At 70.2% G+C, this 15615-nt stretch carries 14 protein-coding genes; 7 read left to right on the top strand and 7 right to left on the bottom strand.

The genetic code is table 11. The annotated features are described in order from the left end of the window. Positions 1-38 precede the first annotated feature (38 nt). Positions 39-1673, top strand: a complete 1635-nt coding sequence (locus tag MWM45_RS04050; RefSeq protein ID WP_247829121.1) for a glycoside hydrolase family 13 protein — start codon at positions 39-41, stop codon at positions 1671-1673. A 161-nt stretch (positions 1674-1834) separates the two neighbouring features. After that, positions 1835-2449 (top strand): DnaJ family domain-containing protein, encoded by a 615-nt coding sequence (locus MWM45_RS04055; RefSeq protein ID WP_247828345.1) that lies wholly within the window; start codon positions 1835-1837, stop codon positions 2447-2449. Here MWM45_RS04055 and MWM45_RS04060 read toward each other — a convergent pair. The 3 genes from MWM45_RS04060 to MWM45_RS04070 form a co-directional block, all read right to left on the bottom strand. Beyond that, positions 2446-4515 carry a glycosyltransferase gene (locus MWM45_RS04060; protein WP_418909726.1) on the bottom strand — a complete coding sequence of 690 codons (2070 nt, stop codon included), beginning with the start codon at positions 4513-4515 and terminating at the stop codon, positions 2446-2448. The genes MWM45_RS04055 and MWM45_RS04060 overlap by 4 nt on opposite strands. Positions 4516-4757: 242 nt before the next feature. Continuing rightward, on the bottom strand, positions 4758-5516 hold the full coding sequence (locus MWM45_RS04065; RefSeq protein WP_247828347.1) for a response regulator: 759 nt from the start codon (positions 5514-5516) through the stop codon (positions 4758-4760). Then, positions 5513-7120, bottom strand: coding sequence for an ATP-binding protein (locus MWM45_RS04070; RefSeq protein WP_247828348.1), 1608 nt, complete (start codon positions 7118-7120; stop codon positions 5513-5515). Before MWM45_RS04070 ends, MWM45_RS04065 begins: the two co-directional genes overlap by 4 nt. 195 nt (positions 7121-7315) lie before the next feature. On the opposite strand from MWM45_RS04070, the gene MWM45_RS04075 reads away from it, so the two are divergent. Genes MWM45_RS04075 through MWM45_RS04090 form a run of 4 tightly spaced genes read left to right on the top strand, consistent with a single transcriptional unit; the run spans position 7316 to position 10939 of the window. Then, positions 7316-8323 carry a Bug family tripartite tricarboxylate transporter substrate binding protein gene (locus MWM45_RS04075; protein ID WP_247828349.1) on the top strand — a complete coding sequence of 336 codons (1008 nt, stop codon included), beginning with the start codon at positions 7316-7318 and terminating at the stop codon, positions 8321-8323. A 3-nt stretch (positions 8324-8326) separates the two neighbouring features. Then, positions 8327-8866 carry a tripartite tricarboxylate transporter TctB family protein gene (locus MWM45_RS04080; RefSeq protein WP_247828350.1) on the top strand — a complete coding sequence of 180 codons (540 nt, stop codon included), beginning with the start codon at positions 8327-8329 and terminating at the stop codon, positions 8864-8866. Beyond that, entirely contained in the window at positions 8859-10547 is a 1689-nt protein-coding gene (locus tag MWM45_RS04085; protein ID WP_247828351.1) for a tripartite tricarboxylate transporter permease, read from the top strand. Before MWM45_RS04080 ends, MWM45_RS04085 begins: the two co-directional genes overlap by 8 nt. Then, positions 10544-10939: a universal stress protein gene (locus tag MWM45_RS04090; protein WP_043444211.1), complete on the top strand. Its 396-nt coding sequence runs from the start codon at positions 10544-10546 to the stop codon at positions 10937-10939. The genes MWM45_RS04085 and MWM45_RS04090 overlap by 4 nt, the downstream gene beginning before the upstream one ends. 227 nt (positions 10940-11166) lie before the next feature. Here the strand turns inward: MWM45_RS04090 and MWM45_RS04095 are convergent, their stop codons facing one another. Both MWM45_RS04095 and MWM45_RS04100 read right to left on the bottom strand, forming a co-directional pair. After that, entirely contained in the window at positions 11167-11730 is a 564-nt protein-coding gene (locus MWM45_RS04095; RefSeq protein ID WP_247828352.1) for a DUF2231 domain-containing protein, read from the bottom strand. A gap of 134 nt (positions 11731-11864) precedes the next feature. Next, positions 11865-13403: an HNH endonuclease gene (locus MWM45_RS04100; RefSeq protein ID WP_247828353.1), complete on the bottom strand. Its 1539-nt coding sequence runs from the start codon at positions 13401-13403 to the stop codon at positions 11865-11867. Positions 13404-13835: 432 nt separating this feature from the next. On the opposite strand from MWM45_RS04100, the gene MWM45_RS04105 reads away from it, so the two are divergent. Then, the gene (locus tag MWM45_RS04105; protein ID WP_247828354.1) at positions 13836-14369 is read left to right on the top strand and encodes a GAF domain-containing protein; all 534 of its coding nucleotides are present in this window, start codon (positions 13836-13838) and stop codon (positions 14367-14369) included. Positions 14370-14405: 36 nt separating this feature from the next. Here MWM45_RS04105 and MWM45_RS04110 read toward each other — a convergent pair whose 3' ends face one another. Next, complete coding sequence (locus MWM45_RS04110; protein WP_247828355.1) at positions 14406-14906, bottom strand: VOC family protein; 501 nt, start codon at positions 14904-14906, stop codon at positions 14406-14408. Between the two features lie 16 nt (positions 14907-14922). Next, positions 14923-15537, bottom strand: coding sequence for a phosphatase PAP2 family protein (locus MWM45_RS04115; protein ID WP_247828356.1), 615 nt, complete (start codon positions 15535-15537; stop codon positions 14923-14925). Positions 15538-15615: the final 78 nt, after the last annotated feature.

Consider the following 15615-nt stretch of genomic DNA (forward strand, 5'->3'; position numbering starts at 1 on the left):
CCGCCACCGAGCTGCCCGCCGAGGCGCTCGCGGAGCGCATGCAGGACCCGGACTGGTGGCGCCAGGCCGCCGTCTACCAGATCTACCCCCGGAGCTTCGCCGATTCCAACGGCGACGGCATCGGCGACCTCAAGGGCATCACGTCCCGCATCCCGTACCTGAAGTCGCTCGGCGTGGACGCCGTCTGGCTCAGCCCCTTCTACCCGTCCGCGCTCGCCGACGGCGGGTACGACGTCGACGACTACCGGGACGTCGACCCCAAGCTCGGCACGCTCGAGGACTTCGACGAGATGATCGCCGCCCTGCACGCCGCGGGCATCAAGCTCGTCGCGGACATCGTCCCGAACCACACCTCCGACCGCCACGAGTGGTTCCGGGAGGCCCTCGCCTCGCCGAAGGGGTCCGCCGCCCGTGACCGCTACATCTTCCACGACGGCAAGGGCCCCGACGGCTCGGAGCCGCCGTCGGACTGGGACTCCGTGTTCGGCGGTCCCGCCTGGGAGCGCACGGAGGACGGGCAGTGGTACATGCACATCTTCGCCCGGGAGCAGCCGGACCTGAACTGGGACAACCGCGAGGTCCGCGACGACTTCCTGAAGACCCTCCGCTTCTGGTCCGACCGTGGCGTCGACGGCTTCCGCGTGGACGTGGCCCACGCCCTCACCAAGGACATGAGCGAGCCGCTGCCGTCCAAGGCCGACCTCGGCCCCGAGGGCGGGAACAACCAGGGCAAGCACCCCTTCTGGGACCGCGACGAGGTCCACGAGGTCTTCGCCGAATGGCGCCGGGTGTTCAACGAGTACACGCCGCCGCGCACCGCCGTGGCCGAGGCGTGGGTCCACGCCGACCGCCGCGCCCGCTACGCGAGCCCCGAGGGGCTCGGCCAGGCGTTCAACTTCGACCTCCTCAAGGCCGACTGGAACCCCGGCCAGTTCCGCGACATCATCACCAAGAACCTCGCCGAGGCGACCTCCTCGGGCGCATCGTCCACCTGGGTCTTCTCCAACCACGACGTCGTCCGGCATGCCACGCGCTACGGCCTGCCGCCCGCCGGCGCCGACAGCGAGGACGGCCAGGACGGCTCGGCCTGGCTCATGAGCGGCGGCCAGGAGCCCGCGCTGGACCACGCGCTCGGCGAGCGTCGGGCCCGCGCCGTCTCCCAGCTCATGCTCGCCCTGCCCGGCTCCGCCTACCTGTACCAGGGCGAGGAGCTCGGCCTGCACGAGGTCGCGGACATCCCCGACGAGCACCGGCAGGACCCCACGTTCTTCCGCAACGCGGGCGTCGACGTGGGCCGTGACGGCTGCCGCGTCCCGCTGCCGTGGACGCGCGACGGCGAGTCCTTCGGCTTCGGGTTCCAGGGTGCGCACCTGCCGCAGCCGGCGTGGTTCGGCGAGTACGCCGTCGAGGTGCAGGAGGCGGACCCCGCCTCCCACCTCAGCTTCTACCGCCGCGCGCTCGCCCTGCGCCGCGAACTGCAGGGCGAGGAGGACTTCGCGTGGGTCGACGAGCCCTCCGCCGACGTCCTCCACTTCACGCGCCCGAACGGCTGGCGCTCCGTGACCAACTTCGGGTCGACGCCGGTGGACCTGCCCGAGGGCAGGGTGCTGCTGAGCAGTTCGCCGCTCGAGGACGGCAGGCTGCCGGGCGACACGACGGCCTGGCTCGTCTAGCACGCCCTTCGTGCGGGTCGCCCTCCCGGGGGTGGCCCGCCGTCGTCGTTCCCGACTGCGGGAGTGCCGCGGCGCCCGTTCGTCCGCAGGGGAATCGGTTGCGGCCGGATTCGGCGCGTCGGAATACTGGAGGGACGGCACGGGCGAGGGAGGGCAGCGGCATGGGCGGGTCACAGGACCACGAGGAGAGGCTGCGCAAGGCAGCCCAGTACCGTGCTGCCCAGGGCGACGAGGGCGCCGCCATGGCCGAACTGGAACGCCAGAACGACGACGGCGGTGAGGCGGACGGGGAGATGGCGCCGCTGCGCCGGGGCGAGGACGAGACCAGGCGGGCCCGGCTCATCGTGGATCGCGCCGTGGCGCGCGGCGACTTCGACAACCTGGCCCTCGCGGGCAAGCCGATCCCCGGGCTGGGGGAGGCGCACGATCCGGACTGGTGGGTCAAGGGCCTGATCCAGCGCGAGAACATCACCGGCCTCGGCCCCCGCGCCATCCTGCTGCGCACGGAGGACGCCGAACTCGACGCCCGGCTCGACCGCCAGTACACCGAGCGCCAGGTCCGCGAGGTCCTGGAGGACTTCAACCACCGGGTGGTCGACGCCCGGCGCCAGCTCCTCGGCGGTCCACCCGTGATCACTCCGCTCCGCGACGTGGACGCCGAGGTGCAGCGCTGGCGCGACCGCCGGGAGGCGGCCCGCCGTGCCGCCGAGGCCCAGTCCCCGCCGGTCCAGCCCCCGACCTCGTTCTGGCGGCGTCTCTGGCGGGGCCGGAGCTAGCTCCCGGCGCCCTGCGCGGCCTGCCGGGCCTTCGCCGTGGCGATGTCCGCCTGGTAGTGCTCGTACCCGCGGTAGCGGACGGCCTCGATGACGACGCTGAAGATGACGAGGTCGAAGATCACCCACACGATGTTGACGGACGTCCCGAGGATGTCCGCCTGCCCGAGGGCCAGGCGGATGATGCCGACGACCGTCGCTCCGGCCAGCAGGCCCATCGCCCACAGCTGCGGCTTCACGAGGTCCCAGCGCAGCGTGTCGTCCTGCTGCAGGGTCTTCGGCGTCACGGCGAAGTCCAGGTCGCGGCCCAGGTAGACGTTGCCGAAGGCCGAGGTGATGGATCGGATCCAGACGGGGAACAGGGCGAGGGAGTACTGCTGGCCGCGCCACGTCCTCACGCCCTTCCCGACCACGAGGAACAGGAGCTGGTTGACCACGAGGAACGGGATCAGCCGCAGGAAGAACTCGGTGCTGATGGAGTCCACCGGGAGGATGCCGAAGAGGAGGTAGATGATGGGCGCGGCGATGTAGATGATCGCGGCGAACCCGGAGAGGTAGCTCCACATCGTGGCCCCGTACATGAGCTTCTGGGCGAACGTCAGGCCCTTCTGCGCGAACGGGTTCTCGCGGAACAGCACCTGGATGGTGCCCTGCGCCCAGCGCAGCCGCTGGGTCAGCATGGAGCTGAGGTCCTCGGGTGCGAGCCCGTCGGCGAGCTTCTCGTGATGGTAGGCGGACTCCCAGCCCAGGGAGTGCAGCCGCATGCACGTGGCCATGTCCTCGGTGACGGAGATGGTGGCCATCGGCATGACGGCCTGCGCCTCGCCGGTGCGCTCCGCGCTGACCGACTCGATGAGGACGCGGACGGCGTCGATCGCCGCGAGCGGGGACCAGGAGCGCTGGGCCAGCTGGTCGAGGGCGGTGTCGTCGACGACGGCGAGGGCGGGGGTGCTCGCCGCTGCGCCCTGCAGCCCGGGCTCCAGGCCTTCGATGCCGAGGTCGGCCAGGGAGGCCAGGTCGTCGTGGAACGCGGCGATGTCCGCGGCGACCAGGCTGCGGGTCACCGCCACGACGCGCTGCTGGAACTCGTAGGTCACCTCGGAGATGCCGTGGCCCTTCTGCAGGCGGCGGCGGACCCGGCGGAGGTCCTTCGCCACCAGGTCCAGTGCCTCGGTCACCCGCTCGTTGTCCTCGCCGAGGTTCTTCTTGGCCCTCGCGATGACCTTGTCGGAGGTCCGGAGCGCCTTGTGCAGGGCGAGTTCGATCTCCGTGACGTAGCGGGTGACCCCGAGCTGCATGAGCGCCTCACGGCGGATGATGGCGTTCGAGCCGCAGAAGAAGGCGGCGTTCCAGCCGTCCTTGCCCTGCTGGATGGGACCGTAGAAGAGCGGCGCCTGGCTTCCCAGGGGGTCCGAGTCCGGCACGTTGACGAAGACCTGCGGGGTCTGGACCAGGGCCATCTTCTCGTTGGTGAAGTACCCGAGGGTCCGGTCCAGGATGAGGGGGTCGGGGATCTGGTCCGCATCGAGGATGACGAGGAACTCGCCGTCCGTGGACATGAGCGCGTTGTTCAGGTTGCCGGCCTTGGCATGGCGGGGCATGTCCTTCCAGTCCGCCGAGCGCGTGATCCAGCCGATGCCCTCGGCCTCCGCGGCCGCCCGGACGTCGGCGCGGTTGCCGTCGTCGAGGATCCAGGTCTGGTGCGGATAGCGGATGGCCTTCGCGGCCCGCGCGGTGGTCAGGACGAGGTCCAGCGGCTCGTTGTAGGTGGTGATGAAGACGTCCACGGTGAGGCCGGCGGGTGCCTCCGGGGGTTCACGCCTCTTGAGCCTCCACACGGTGAAGCCGAACAGCAGCGAATCGATCAGGGAGTACGTCTCCGCCAGGACCAGCGGGATCGCGATCCACCAGGCGTCCCAGCTGATCGAGAAGAGCCATCGCCAGACGATGTAGTTCAGGCCGAGGACCGCCGTCACGAGCACGATGGCCCGGATCAGGAGGGTGCGGCCCCCGAAGGAGCGGTCCCGGCGTGAAGGATCCACGGAGCGATCGGTTGTCACTGTCCCCATGCGGCAGCACGTTCCACTTCTGCTTCCGTGCACGCAGGCACTGTCGGTGACTTGTGTGCGCCGGGGTGGCCGCACTGAGACGCTCACCGGGTCCCGGGGACCATGAAGCACTGGGACCAAAGTACCCGAGGACCCGCCGGGCCGGGCGGAGGTCCCTCCCATGTCGGCGTCGCGCTGGAAGCGCCGGCCCTCCGCGAGCCGCGTCCTCGGCGGTGCCGGCCGCGACTCCTCCCCGCAACCCCTCAGCCGCGGGTAGCGCCGTCCGTCCACACGTAGAACTTCTCGGGCCGGCCCGCGGACCCGTACTGCGGGACGATCCGCGCCTGCCCGCGCGAGACCAGGAACTCGAGGTAGCGACGGGCACTCACGCGGGCCATGCCGAGCCGGGCTGCGACCTCGGACGCCGACGTCCCGCGGCCCTGCCCCGCCAGGTCCAGGACGACGGCGTCGAGCGTCGGCGCGGAGAGTCCCTTCGGGGGAGCGAGCGTGGTGTTACCGGTCGGTTCCCTCGGCCCCGACAGCGCACCGCCCGCTCCCGCCGTCGTGCCGAGGAGCTGGTCGATCCGGTGCTGGTCCAGCGCCGGCGCGCTGTCCCCGGCCTGGGCGTCGAGCTCGCGCCGGTACGCCACGTAGTGGTCGAGCCGCTGGTTCAGGACCGCGGCGCCGAAGGGCTTCACGAGATAGTGCAGCACGCCGCCGGCCACCGCGGCCCGTACGGTGTCGAGCTCGCGGGCGGCGGTGATCGCCATGACGTCGAGGGGCTCGCCCGGCCGGTTCCGCAGGGCCCGGAGCACCTCGATCCCGGACATGTCCGGGAGGTGGATGTCCAGCAGCACGAGCCGGGGCTGCAGCTCCTGCACGAGGTCGAGGGCGCGGGCGCCGGTGTGCGCGGCGCCGACGACGTCGAAGGCGCCGTGGGCCAGCAGGAACCCGGTGTGGATGCCGGCGACCTCGTGGTCGTCGTCGACCACGAGGGTGGGGATCAGCGCGGGGGAGCTCACGGCACCTGCAGGGTGGGGCGGGGCACGTCGGCGAGCGACGGCGCGAGCCAGACCGTGAACTCGGCACCGCCGAGCTCGGAACAGTCGACGACGACGTGCCCGGAGCGCCGGCGCGCGATCCGGTCCACGAGCGCGAGGCCGAAGCCGCGGGTCCCGGTCCGGCCGCCGTCCTTCGTCGAGTACCCGGAGGAGAAGATGCCGGCGACGTCCTCGGGCGGGACGCCGGGACCGTTGTCGGAGACCGTGATGCGCACGCCGTCGTCGGTCGTGTCGAGGTGTACGGAGACCTGCCCCGGACCGCCGTCGGCCACGGCCTCCAGCGCGTTGTCGATCAGGATGCCGAGGATGGTGACCACGTCGGTGGTGCCGTCGGACTCCAGCGTGGAGGTGTCGTCGATGGACAGGGTGATGCCTTTCTCCGCGGCGATGGTGCTCTTGGTCATGAGCAGGCTCGCGGCGTCCGGGTCCCGGATGCCCGGGGCGATCGAGCCGGAGACCAGGGACCCGCCGTGCCCGGACCGCTGGATGAAGTCCACGGCCTGCTCGGTGCGGCCGAGCTCCAGCAGGCCGGAGATGGTGTGCATGCGGTTCGCGAACTCGTGCGCCTGCGCGCGGAGGGCCTGCGTGGCGTCGCGCTCGCCGTCGAGGTCGGTGAGCAGCTGGTAGAGCTCGGTGCGATCGCGGAGGATCATGACCCGCCCCACGCGGACGCCGTCCACGAGGGCGTCGGAGGTGCGGGCGAGCAGCACGCGCTCCCCGGAGAGCACCGTCTCGTCGGTGTCCGCGGGGTCGGTGAGGAGCCGGGCGAGGGCGGGTTCCATGACATCCGCGGCGGGGCGGCCCGTGGCGTCGTCGTCGAGACCGAGGAGCCGCTTCGCCTCGTCGTTGAGGAGCGCGATCCTGTGGTGGGCGTCGACGGCGACCAGGCCCTCGCTGATGCCGTGGATCATGGCGTCGCGCGTCTCGAGGAGGGAGGCGATCTGCTCGGGTTCGAGGCGGTAGATGCGCCGCCAGACGAGTCGCGAGATCCAGATGGCGCCGGCGGAGCCGACCAGCGCCGCGACGATCAGCCAGGCGAGCAGGCGGGGGAGGTCCTCGTAGAGGACGGCGTCCAGCTCGGACTCGAGGACACCCACCGAGGCGGTGCCGATGATGTCCCCGGCGGTGGTGCCGTCCTCGTACACGGGGACCTTGACGCGCCAGGACTCGCCGAGCGTGCCGGTCTGTGTGCCCACGAAGGTCTTCCCCGAGAGCGGGACGGAGGGATCGGTGGAGACGGCCTCGCCGATCAGCGCAGGGTTGGGGTGGGAGTACCGGATGCCCTCGGCATCGGTGACGACGACGTAGGTCACCCCCGTGGACTGGCGGATGAGGTCGGCGATCGGCTGGATGGTCGCGCTGGGGTCCTCCTGGCCGAACGCCTCGATCACGGAGGGCAGCTGTGCGACGGACTGCGCGACGCCCACCATGCGGTCCTGGTACTGCTCCCGGATCTGCAGCCGCTGCATGGTGACGGCGGTGGACCCGGCGACGGCGACGATGACGAGCACGATGGCCAGCTGCAGCAGGAAGAGCTGCGATCGAAGAGGCAGCGTCCTGATCATCCCCATAGTGTGACACGCGCCGTCGCGTCACAATCGTCTGTTTCGCCGAGCGGTCGTGACCACAAAGACCACTACGAGCACTACGACCGCATGCTTTACCGCCGCTCGGCGGGGTTCCTAGCCTGAGGTCAGCAGTGGTGACCCGCATCACATCTGGCAGTCCATCCGCAGTACCTCTCAAGGAAGAGAAGAACCATGACGATCGATCGCACAACGGCGCGCCGTTCGACCCTCACCGCCCTCGCCCTCGCCTCCGCACTCGCCCTCTCGGCCTGCGGCTCGATGACGGAGAGCACCACCGCCGGGGAGGCGGAAGGAACCATCGAGAAACTCAACATCGTGGTCCCCGCCGACCCCGGGGGAGGGTGGGACCAGACGGGCCGGGCCATGGAGACCGACCTCAAGGAGAACGAGCTCGTGGGCAACGCGTCCGTCGTCAACGTCGGCGGCGCCGGCGGCACCAACGGCCTCGCGAAGCTCGCCACCGAGACGGATCCGAACACCCTCATGGTCATGGGCTACGTCATGGTCGGCGCCGTCGAGACCAACAACGCGGCCAACCGCATCGAGGACACCACGCCGATCGCCCGCCTCACCGAGGAGCCCCTCGTGATCGTGGTGCCTGCGGATTCGCCCTACCAGACCGTGCAGGACCTGCTCGACGACATCGAGGCCAAGGGTCAGGGTGTCTCCATCACGGGTGGCTCGGCCGGCGGCGCGGACCACATCCTCGCCGGTTCCGTCCTGAAGGAAGCCGGCATCGCGCCCGAGAACCTGAACTACATCCCGTACTCGGGCGGCGGCGAGTCACTCGCCGCCCTGCTCGGCAACAAGGTCAACGTGGGCATCTCCGGCGTGGGGGAGTACGCCGAGCAGGTGAATGCCGGCAAGCTGCGCGCGCTCGCGGTGTCCGGCGAGGACGCCGCACCCCAGCTGCCCGACACCCCGACCCTCACCGAGGAGGGCATCGACCTCGTGCTGACCAACTGGCGCGGCGTCGTCGCCCCCGGCACCATCGACGACGCCCAGGCGGAGGCCCTCACGCAGCTCGTCACCGACCTGCACGCCACCGACACCTGGAAGGCCACCCTCGAGGAGAACAATTGGGCCGACGCGTTCCTGGCGGGCGAGGAGTTCGAGACCTTCCTCGACGAGGACATCGCGAGCGTCAAGACGACCCTCACCGACATCGGACTGCTGTAGACCATGAGTACCTCGGTCCAGAACGCCGGGAGCGGCACGGCCGCCGCTCCCGGGAAGCCGATCGGTGAGCTGGTCTTCGCACTCATCATCGTGAGCATCGGTGTGCTCGGTTTCGTGGCGGGCGCCGGTATCCAGACGCCGCCGTCGGCCAGTGACATCGGGCCACGGGCCTTCCCGTTCGCCGTCTCCGCGTTGCTCCTCGTGGTCGGGGCGGGCCTGGTGTTCCAGGTGCTCCGCGGTCACCGGGGTGCGGCGGACGAGGGCGAGGACGTGGACCTCGAGGCGAAGACCGACTGGCTGACCGTCGGGAAGCTCGCGGGGTTCGTGCTGCTGCACGCCTTCCTGATCGTCCCGCTCGGCTGGCCCCTCGCCGCCGCGATCCTGTTCTTCGGCGCAGCCTGGTCCCTCGGCGCCCGCCCGTGGTGGCGCAACCTGGTGACCGCCGTCGTCCTGGCCCTGGTGCTGCAGTTCGTCTTCGCCGGGCTCCTCGGTGTCTCGCTGCCCCCGGGCTTCCTCGAAGGGTTCGGTGTGTTCGGTGGATAACTTCTTCCTGCTGATGGAGGGCTTCGCCACGGCGATGCAGCCCATCTACCTGCTCTTCGCGCTCGGCGGCGTGCTCGTCGGCACGGCGGTCGGCGTCCTGCCGGGCATCGGCCCGGCCATGACCGTCGCGCTGCTCATGCCCATCACCTACAGCCTCGAGCCGACGGCGTCGATCATCGTCTTCGCCGGTATCTACTACGGCGGCATGTACGGCGGGTCCACGACCTCGATCCTGCTGAACACCCCGGGGGAGTCGTCCTCGATCGTCACGGCGCTCGAGGGCAACAAGATGGCCAAGGCCGGGCGGGGCGCGGCGGCGCTGGCGACGGCGGCGGTCGGCTCGTTCGTGGCAGGCACCATCGCCACGGTGCTGCTCAGCTTCGTGGCACCGTACGTGGCCGCGTTCGCCGTGCAGATCGGCCCCGTCGAGTACGTGGCCCTCATGGTCGTCGCGTTCCTGACGGTCGGTGCGCTCCTCGGATCCTCCGCGTTGCGCGGCCTGGCGTCCCTGGGGCTCGGCCTGTTCATCGCGCTCGTCGGCTTCGACGCGCTCACCGCCCAGCAGCGGTACACGTTCGGCAGCCCGTTCCTGGCGGACGGGATCGACGTCGTCCTCGTGGCCGTCGCGCTGTTCGCCGTCGGCGAGGCCCTCTACGTGGCCTCGCGTCTGCGCCACGGACCCATCAAGGTCATCCCGGTCACCGGGGGCTGGACCAGCTGGCTCCGCAAGGAGGATCTCCGCCGGTCCTGGAAGCCGTGGCTCCGCGGCACCCTGATCGGGTTCCCCGTGGGCACCATCCCTGCGGGCGGCGCCGATGTGGCGACGTTCCTCTCCTACGCCTCCGAGCGCAAGCTCGCGAAGGGCGAGCACAAGAAGCAGTTCGGCAAGGGTGCCATCGAGGGAGTGGCCGGTCCGGAGGCGGCGAACAACGCGGCGGCCGCCGGCGTCCTCGTCCCGCTGCTGACGCTCGGCATCCCGACGACGGCGACCGCCGCCATGATGCTCGTGGCGTTCCAGCGCTACCAGATCCCGGTGGGGCCGCAGCTCTTCGAGTCCAACAGCACGCTCGTGTGGGCGCTCATCGCGAGCCTCTACGTCGGCAACCTGATGCTGCTGGTGCTGAACCTGCCGCTCGTTGGCATCTGGGTCAAGATCCTGCAGATCCCGCGGCCCTACCTGTACGCGGGCATCCTGGTGTTCGCGGTGCTGGGTGCGTTCTCGGTGAACTTCACGCCGATCGATGTCATCATCCTGCTGATCGTGGGCATCCTCGGGTTCTTCATGCGCCGCTACGGCTATCCGATCGCGCCGATGGTGGTGGGCCTGATCCTGGGGCCCATCTTCGAGAGCCAGCTGCGGCGCTCGCTCGCGATCTCGCAGGGTGATCCGGTGGCGCTCATCCAGTCACCGGTTGCGGCGACGATCTACGTGGTCCTGATCGTCATCTTCGCGCTGTCCCTCCTGCTCAAGCGCCGTCAGCGGCAGTTCGAGGCCATGGTGGCTGCCAATGCCGACACGAGCGCCGACACCGGCGCCGACTCCGGCGTTCATGCCGCAGCCGATTCCGGCGCTCCTTCCGTCGCGCGGGGAAGCGGATCCGAGGCCGGGGTCACGAGCACCGCGCCGCCGACCTCCGCGACGCCGGCAGACCAGCCCAACCGAGAGGACACCGACCGATGAGCACGATCGTGGTGGGCTACGTGCCCAACGCCCTGGGGGAGGCTGCCGTTTCCGCGGCCGTCGAGGAGGCCGGCCGGAGGGAGGCCGACCTCGTGGTCATCAACACCACGCGCGCCGACCGCCTCGTGAACCCGGCCTACGCCGACGACGAGGACGTCTCGAAGCTCGACGCCCTGCTCCGGGCCACCGGCGTGCCGTTCTCGGTCCGCCACAGTATCTCCGAGGCCACGGCGGCCGAGGAGGTCGTGGACACGGCGGAGGAACTGGGCGCCGAGCTGATCGTGATCGGGCTGCGGCACCGGACGCCCGTGGGCAAGCTGATCATGGGCTCGACGGCGCAGACCATCCTGCTGTCGGCGCGCTGCAACGTCCTGGCGGTGAAGCTGCCCTGACGGTTGGTTCTGACGGCTGATTTCGACGGTTGATTCCGCCGGCCGATTCTGATGACACGACGACGGCGGGTTGCCCAGCCCGCCGTCGTCGCCTGCCGTCGTGCCTCGGCGGACGTCCGCGTCCGTCGTGCGGCGCTGCCGTTCACGGTGCCGGGGCTGTCCTCGCTCCTGCCGTGTCCTCTGTGCCGTGTCCTTTGTGCCGTGTCCGTCGCCATGCAACCGGACCCTCAGGATCTGTCGGCCGTGCTTCCATCGGTGGCTGATGCGGTCCGCCGGGCGGTCCCGCGATTGAGAGCGAGATGGCCGCCGAGGAACCCGGATCCTGCCACGATCACGTTCCCGGCGAGTCCAAGGCTCGTGCCCAGGGCGAAGCGTCCGCGCCTGCGGGCGATCAGCGACCCCAGGAGAAGGAAGACGGCGAGGTCCGTGCCCAGTGCGTGCACTGCAGCGATGCGGCGTTCCGCTCCTTCCATGCCCGCCCAATCACCGGCGCCCGACAGGGCCGTCGGCACGGCGGCCACCACCCCGGTTCCGACCAGGAGCGTGGCACCGCTGCGGGACTGTTCCCCGCCGGCCAGATCGAGGATGGATGCACTCAGCCAGCACCCGAGCGTCACGTCGGTGAGCAGCGGATGGATCGAGTGGCCGAGGACGCCGGTGTGGAACGGGCTGCGCCGTGCCCAGCCGATCAGCGGGCCGTACAGGACCTCCTGCGTGTGTGCCACCTTCTCCGAGAGGGGGCTCACCCCGACGGACCGGGCGAGGCGTTGCGGAAGCGGCAATCCATTCACGCTGCAGGACTATAGGCACATTCGACGCCGCGACACAGGGCCGGAAGTCCCACGGCACTGAGGAACTGAGGAACTGAGGAACTGCTCATCCGACGCGACGGGCCCGTCGGGATGCGGGGTCCACTGCGCGGTCGTCACGCGGCGAACGGGGAAAGGATGAAGTCGATCACCGAATGCACCGGCCGGGGTGTCCTCCTCGACAGGGACGTTCCAGGCGGGGGCGTTCCCGGTAGGGGTGGCGCTTTCGAGACGTACGCGTGCCCGGTGGGAGTGCGCCGTTCGATGGCGTGTCGTCCTCCGGGCAGTGGTTGCGACGACCAGCCGAGAGCCTCCTTGACGTAGTTGCAGCTCTCGCACAGTCCCTGCCCACCATCGGCGCTCGTGGAGCCGGAGAGGCGCCACGGGACGATGTGGTCGGTATGCCGGATCGGCGCGTCACAGTACGGGGTTCGGCAGGTCGCGTCCCTCGCGGCGATCAGGCGGCGGAGCCCGGGTGGAAAGAGCCGGGCCCGGGAATCCATTGCCACCAGTTCTCCGGTGTCCGGGGCGGTGTAGAGCCGCCGGAGCCACGCCTGAGCGGCGCGGTCGGAGGTGCTATCGGCCCCGCCGGTACTATCGGCCCCGCCGGTACTACCGGCCCCGCCGGCGCTGCGGCCACTGCCGGCCCCGCTGGTGCGACTGGTCTCGCCGGCGTTGCGGTCACCGCCGGCCCCACCGGCCCCGCTGGTACTACTGTCCCCGCCGCCGGCCCCACCCCCACCGGTACTGCTGGTGCCCCGACCGCTCATACGGCGGCCGGCCTTGCTGTCCTGAGAGTCCTGCGCGTCCCGGACGTCCGCCGTGTTCGCCCCCGAACCTCCCTGATTCCCGGGACAGCTCCGGAGGAGGTCCCGGGCGTACTGCGCCGGAACAGACCCGTACCCCGGCAGGTACGCCGGTTCACTGTCACCTTGCAGCAGGGTGCGGTCGGTCATGATCAGCTGCACGTCGGTCCGGACCGATCCCGCGGGTGCGCCGGTCAGGCGTTCGACGACGGCATCGGCCATCAGCTGTCCCCGTCCGCGCCCCCGATCGTCCCCGGCATTGAGCTGAGCGTCGGCATGGCGGGACAGGGCAGAGTAGGCGCTGATGGCTTCGGCGGCGGGAAGCAACGCAGTCAGGTAGGCCATGGTGTCCGGGGCAGGCCGGCAGCTGACGTAGCGCTCGGTCGCAGCCTTGCGGGCCCTGGCAACAGCGGCTTCGGGCTCCAGCCGCAGGGCGATCTTCCGCGCCCTGTTCTTCAGTCCCTGGGTCCCGACGCCTTCGAGGGCTCCCGGGTGAGCCGCCAACTCCGTGTCCATGGCGTGCCGGTTCTCGGCGCTGAGGCAGATGGTCTCACGGACGATCAGCGTTGCTCGCCACTCGTTGATGACGCCGGACTCCAGGGCCGCGAGGGTGTGGGGCATGTCGGCGACGAGCGTCCGGGCCAACCCCAGCAGTCGCGAGCCCTGGTGCGGGGACTCCCTCCTTGCCAGGGCGACTTCTGCGCCCACGCCCCGGCCGCGCTGGTCGGCCGGCATGCCGGCGGACGCCTCAGCGCGTCGTCGGGCGGTATCCAGCGCCAGGGCCGTGCGCGCCTGGTCTGCCGCCACCGCACTCTTCAGGTCCTCGAGCGCTCGTATGCGCGAGACCAACGACTCCTCGTAGCCCTCGACGGGTTCAGCGGTGTCGACGGAATCTGCAGTGCCGACAGGCCCTGCAGGGGAGGGGGCCGGCGTGGAACCACGAGCCGCGGACGGTCGAGGGGCCAGATCCGCGATCCATCCACGCACGGTGGAAGCGGTCACTGCCGGCATATAAGCGCCGGAGGAGGACTTCCCAGGCGTGGTATAGAACATGTGTTCTATTGTATTCCATATGAAATAGAACACAAGAGCGATTACCGACCCTCTGCCTCGCCTGCCAGGCTCAGGGGGGCGGGCGGCATGCAAGGAAAGGTTCGCCAAAACTTCAGGTTCGCAGTGCCGTTTGCGGCCGTCGGCTTGAGGTCGGTCAGCCAGTATGGATATATCCGTTGCTTTGGTCAACGGATGGTCTCCCACCCCCCCACTTGAGCGGACTTCTTCTTGCCCACCCCCTTAGCCCTTGTCGCACCGCTCCCACCGGAACTGCCGGCGTCGCTCACGGCCCGTGCGGCCGAACGCGAGAGGCTGCGTTCCCTTCATCGTTCGAACCTCCTCGATTCCGGCGACGAGGAACGCTTCGACCGCCTGACGCGTCACGCCCGGATCCATTTCGCGGTGGCGACGGCGATCATCTCGCTCATCGCCGAGGACCGGCAGTACCTCAAGTCCTTCGTGGGGTCCTTCCCCCGCACCGTCCCGCGGGAGGCCGCATTCTGCAATGTGACCATCGAGAGCGAGGACACGCTGGTGGTGCCCGACCTGCTAGAGGACGTGCGCTTCCAGAACAGCCCCTTCGTCGTGGGCCCGCCCTTCATCCGCTTCTATGCGGGCGTGCCGTTGCGTGGACCCGGCGGCTGGTTCGTGGGCAGTCTGTGCATCCTCGACACCGAGCCCCGGCGTCTGGGCCCCCGTGAGCTCCTGCAGCTCCGACGCCTCGCCGACCAGGCCGAGCTCGAGGTCAACAGCACGAGCTGATCGTCCGGCCGAGGACCGGGCGGGCGGGTTCCGTCCCTAGGCCGTAGGTGCGAAGAGCTCGAGCGCGATGCCGTCCGGGTCCCGGAATTCCAGGATGTGACCCATGTCGATGTCCTTCACCCCGGCGTGCTGAATACCGCGGTCGTCCAACTGCTTCACGGCGTCGTCGAGCACGTCCTTGTCCTCCACGGTGAAGGCGAGGTGGTCGAGGCCCACGCGGTTCTCGTCGAAGGCGTCGTCCGCCATCGGCCGCAGACCGAGCAGGGTGTCCCCGAGCCGGTAGATCACGCCGCCGAACAGGAAGCCGAGCTGTCCACACGTCTCCGCGTCCGCGTCCTCCGGTACCGCGAAGGCGACGGGCAGCCCGAAGAGGGCGTCGTAGAACGCGCGGGAGGCGTCGATATCGGTGACCGTGAGACGGACGTGGGCGTAGGCCGTGATGGGGATCGTCGCCGTCTTGCACGCGGGCCGGTGGGCGGGGGCGCGGGATCGGAGCTTGCGCAGCCCCGCCCACCGCCAGGCCCTGCTCGTGCTCACGGCGCAGGGGCTGCCGTCAGGGCAGGAGGAGCGCCGCGGTCACGAACGCCAGGCAGCCCACGGCGTGGCCGGCCAGGACCTGCCCGGGCGTGTGCGCGCCGAGCCGGATCCTCGACCAGCCCACCGATGATGCGAGCAGCAGGGCGAGCGCCGGACCGATGAGCGGAACAGGGGCCAGCAGGGCCAGTGCGACATACGCAGCGACAGCGGCATGCACGGAAAGCTTCCATGCGAGGTTCACCACGAGGCACAGCACCAGGCCGATGAAGACGCCACCGATCTCGCCGAAGAGTGCGGCGGGCGCGTCCAGGAGGGCCAGCAGAAGAGCTCCGGCCCCCAGGGAGAGCGCCGCCGCGACCAGGATCGGCGCGCGCTGCTCGCGGACGCTGACGTGGTGATCGGTCACGGTGCCGCGGTGCTTCAGCACGAGGATCAGCGCGAAGGGCAGGCCCACGGTGAACACTGCCGCTGTCGCAGCCTGAAGCAGGGTGACTCCGGACGTGAGCCAGGGCTGGGCGAGGAGCAGTACCCCCACGAGCACGGTCGGCGCGAAGAGCTCGGTGATGGTCCGCGCCAGGGTGAGGCTCGCCGTGCCGGTCTCGGCTGCAGGAAGCTGCTGGATCTCGGGCATCAGACGATCATACGAGCAACCGTGGACCTGGCGGCCGCGAGCGGGCCGCCGCTGCTGGGCTGCGTGCTGTCCATAGGA

Origin of the sequence: Arthrobacter antioxidans, assembly GCF_023100725.1 — a bacterium.
GTDB lineage: Bacteria > Actinomycetota > Actinomycetes > Actinomycetales > Micrococcaceae > Arthrobacter_D > Arthrobacter_D antioxidans.